We start from the raw sequence: 3631 nt of genomic DNA, 5'->3' as shown, positions 1-3631 counted from the left end.
ACCCCCAGGCCGGAGGAGGCGCCGGTGACGACGGCGACCTTCCCGTCGAGGCGGAACCGGTCCATCACGCTCACCCTGGGGCTCCTCACGGTCACGGTGCTCTGGACGCCATACCGACCAGCCGGTATGTTCGGCGTCCGGCGACGGTAGCGAGCCGCCGACACACCCGTCAATGGGGAGACAGCCATGGACTTCGAACCGAGCGCACGGTCCGCCGAACACCTCAAGCGGCTCCAGGAGTTCATGGACGACCACGTCTACCCCGCCGAACCGGTCTACGCGGCCCAGCGGGCCGAACTCACCGAGGCCGGCCGCCGCCACCACCTGCCCGCGGTCGTGGAGGAACTCAAGGCCGAGGCACGCCGCCGGGGGCTGTGGAACCTGTTCCTGCCCGACGTCTCCGGGCTGACCAACCTGGAGTACGCCCCCCTCGCGGAACTGACCGGCCGCTCCATCGAGCTCGCCCCGGAGGCCGTCAACTGCGCCGCCCCGGACACCGGCAACATGGAGATCCTGCACATGTTCGGCACGGCCGAGCAGAAGGAACGCTGGCTGCGCCCGCTGCTCGCCGGCGAGATCCGGTCGGCCTTCGCCATGACCGAACCGGACGTAGCCTCCAGCGACGCCACCAACGTCCGCACCCGCATCGAACGCGACGGCGACTCGTACGTCATCAACGGCCGCAAGTGGTGGACCACCGGCATCGCCGACCCGCGCTGCGCCGTCATGATCGTGATGGGCAAGACCGACCCGTCGGCCGACACCCACCGGCAGCAGTCGATGATCCTGGTCCCGGTGGACACCCCCGGCGTCGAGGTGGTCCGCTCGCTGCCCGTCTTCGGCTACCACGACCAGCACGGCCACGGCGAGGTCGTCTTCACCGACGTCCGGGTGCCGGCGTCGCACCTGCTCGGCGAGGAGGGCGGCGGTTTCGCCCTCGCCCAGGCCCGGCTCGGCCCCGGCCGCATCCACCACTGCATGCGCGCCATCGGCCTGGCCGAGCGGGCGCTGAGCATGATGGTGCGCCGCGCCACCACCCGAGTCGCCTTCGGTCAGGAGCTGGCCCGCCAGGGCGTGGTGCAGCAGCAGATCGCCGAGTCGCGGATGGCGATCGAGCAGGCGCGACTGCTCACCCTCAAGGCGGCCTGGATGATCGACCGGTACGGCGCCAAGGCCGCCCGCACCGAGATCGCCGCGATCAAGGTGATCGCGCCCCGCGTCGCGCTGGAGGTGCTCGACCGGGCCATCCAGGTGCACGGCGGCGCCGGCGTCTCCGACGACTTCCCGCTCGCGGCGATGTACGCGGGCGCCCGTACCCTGCGCATCGCCGACGGCCCGACGAGGTGCACGTGCGCGACGTGGCCCGCCGGGAGATCCGCCGCCAGCTGGAGTCACGATGACCGTGGCGACCGAGCCGGCCGTCACCGGCGAGCGGCGGCGGGCGCCGCGCGGGTCGGCCCGGCAGAGCATCGTCGCGGCGCCACCGAACTGTTCGCCCGGCGCGGCTACGAGGCGACAAGCGTCCAGGAGATCGTGGCGGCGGCGGACGTGACCAAGGGGGCGCTGTACCACTGGTTCGGGTCGAAGTCCGAGCTGCTGACCAGCATCTACCGGGAACTGCTCGCGGAGCAGACCCGGCGGCTCGCCGAGATCGCGGCCGACGACGGCCCGGTCCGGGAGCGGCTGCGCGCCGCGGCCCTCGACGTGGTCGAACACACCGCCGACCACCTCGCCGAGCTGACCGTCTGGGCCCGCTCGGCGCACCTGCTCGACGACGAGCACGCCGAAGCCACCCGCCGGGAGCGCCGGCGCTACCACGACCTGTTCCGCGACCTCGTGCACGAGGCCCAACTGGCCGGCGTGGTCCGCACCGACCTCTCCGCCACCGTGGTCACCCACACGTTCCTCAGCGCGCTGGGCAACATCCACACCTGGTTCCACCCGGACGGGCCACTGACCTTCACCGAGGTCGGCCACCAGCTCGTCGCGCTCTTCGTCGACGGCGTACGCGCCCCGGCGGGCTGACCGGGGCGGCCTCAGATGTTCGCCGAGTCGGCCGGCACGTCGGCCGGCAGCGACGGCGCGCCCGCCGGCTGGTCGCCACCCCGGCAGGCCAACCCCAGCGTGTACGCGGTCATCGACAACGACCCGTACGCGTACCCGTCCACCAGCACCTCGGGCCGGGTTCTGGTCGCACCTGCGATGCCGGCGAGATAGAGCAGCGGGATGAAATGGTCCGGCGTCGGCACCGCCGACCCGAAGTCGCGGTGGGCGTCCAGCCGGGCCGCCTCGGTGGGCTCGGTCCGCATCACCTCGCGGGCCGCGTCGTCGAAGCGCCGCGCCCAGTCGAAGCCCTGGTCGACCAGCTGCGGATCCACCCCGCCGAGGTTGTGCACCACGTTGCCGCTGGCCACGATGAGCACCCCGCGCTCGCGCAGTGGCGCGAGCTGGGCGCCCAGCCCCAGGTGGTAGTCCAGCCCCTTGAACGCGTTGATGCTCAGCTGCACCACCGGGATGTCCGCCCGCGGGAAGGCGTGGGTCAGCACCGACCAGGTGCCGTGGTCGATGCCCCACGAGTCCACGTCGGCGCCCACCCAGGTGGGATGCACGAGGTCGCTGATCTCCTCGGCCAGCTCCGGCAGGCCCGGGGCCGGGGTACTCGACGTCGAACAGTTGCGGGGGGGAAGCCGTAGAAGTCGTGGATCGTGCGCGGCCGGGGCATCGCGGTGACGGCGGTGGCGCCGATGTACCAGTGCGCCGAGATCACCAGGATCGCCCGGGGGCGCGGTACCGCCCGCCCGAACGCCCGCCAGGCCGAGGTGTACCGGTTGACCGCCAGGGCGTTCATCGGGTTGCCGTGGCCGAAGAAGGCGGCGGGCATCGTGCCGGGGCTGGTCTTACCGCTCATGCCGCTCCCTCCAGGTCGTGGTCGAGGGTAGTCCGGCGCGGCCGGCGTCGCGGCCGATCGGGCTCGGAACGCGCCGTCAGGCGACGAGGTAGGCCGGCGGGACGGCGTCGGTCAGCCACACCCCGTTCGCGCTGCGGTAGAAGACGTGCCCGTCGTGGGCCATCGCCGCCGCGTCGACGGTCAGCACCACCACCGCCCCGCTGCGGCGGGCCCCGACCCGCCGGGCCGTCGCCACGTCCGGCGAGAGGTGTACGTGGTGCCGCCCGCCCCGATGCAGGCCGGTGGCCCGGATCGAGTCGAGCGCGGCCGCGCCGGTGCCGTGGTAGAGGCGCTCCGGCGGCGCGGTGGGCGCCAGTTGGAGGTCGACCGGGATGGAGTGCCCCTGGCTGGCCCGGATCCGGTCCACCCCGTCGATGCCCCGCTCGACGGCGAAACGCTGCTTGTCGTTTCCCGCCACGACCGCATCGAGGTCGGCGCGGCCGATCCGCAGGGCGGCGAGCACGTCGTCCACGGTGACCCAACCGGCCCGGTCCGGCGCCAGGCCAAACTTTCCGGGCTGGTGGCGCAGGGCCAGTGACATCCGCTTACTCAGCCGCACCAGGGCCCGCTCGTCCATCGCACCATTGTCGAGCACGGCCGGGCGCGGTGGCGACGGGATACCGCCCCGCCCCGGCGCACCCGGGGCGGGGCGCCCCGGCGCAGCTCCCCGGTCGAGGCGCCCAC

The 3631-nt window shown here is 73.2% G+C and carries 4 protein-coding genes and 1 pseudogene; 2 read left to right on the top strand and 3 right to left on the bottom strand.

Annotation, left to right across the window (positions count from 1 at the left end; genetic code table 11):
• Positions 1 to 186: 186 nt before the first annotated feature.
• Positions 187 to 1400 (top strand): annotated as a pseudogene (locus tag JNW89_RS30920) (acyl-CoA dehydrogenase family protein).
• An 88-nt stretch (positions 1401 to 1488) separates the two neighbouring features.
• Positions 1489 to 2025, top strand: coding sequence for a TetR/AcrR family transcriptional regulator (locus JNW89_RS30915; RefSeq protein ID WP_255541437.1), 537 nt, complete (start codon positions 1489 to 1491; stop codon positions 2023 to 2025).
• An 11-nt stretch (positions 2026 to 2036) separates the two neighbouring features.
• Here the strand turns inward: JNW89_RS30915 and JNW89_RS30910 are convergent, their stop codons facing one another.
• The 3 genes from JNW89_RS30910 to JNW89_RS30900 all read right to left on the bottom strand — a co-directional run bounded on the left by JNW89_RS30910 (position 2037) and on the right by JNW89_RS30900 (position 3524).
• Positions 2037 to 2609 carry a dioxygenase gene (locus JNW89_RS30910; protein WP_238451763.1) on the bottom strand — a complete coding sequence of 191 codons (573 nt, stop codon included), beginning with the start codon at positions 2607 to 2609 and terminating at the stop codon, positions 2037 to 2039.
• Entirely contained in the window at positions 2540 to 2908 is a 369-nt protein-coding gene (locus JNW89_RS30905) for a dioxygenase (protein ID WP_238451762.1), read from the bottom strand. Before JNW89_RS30905 ends, JNW89_RS30910 begins: the two co-directional genes overlap by 70 nt.
• Before the next feature lie 76 nt (positions 2909 to 2984).
• Positions 2985 to 3524 carry an RNA 2'-phosphotransferase gene (locus tag JNW89_RS30900; protein WP_238451765.1) on the bottom strand — a complete coding sequence of 180 codons (540 nt, stop codon included), beginning with the start codon at positions 3522 to 3524 and terminating at the stop codon, positions 2985 to 2987.
• Positions 3525 to 3631: the final 107 nt, after the last annotated feature.

Source organism: Micromonospora sp. 4G55, from assembly GCF_016803375.1.
Note: the sequence above shows the minus strand (reverse complement) of the source record. Positions and strands in the feature narration are given on the sequence as shown.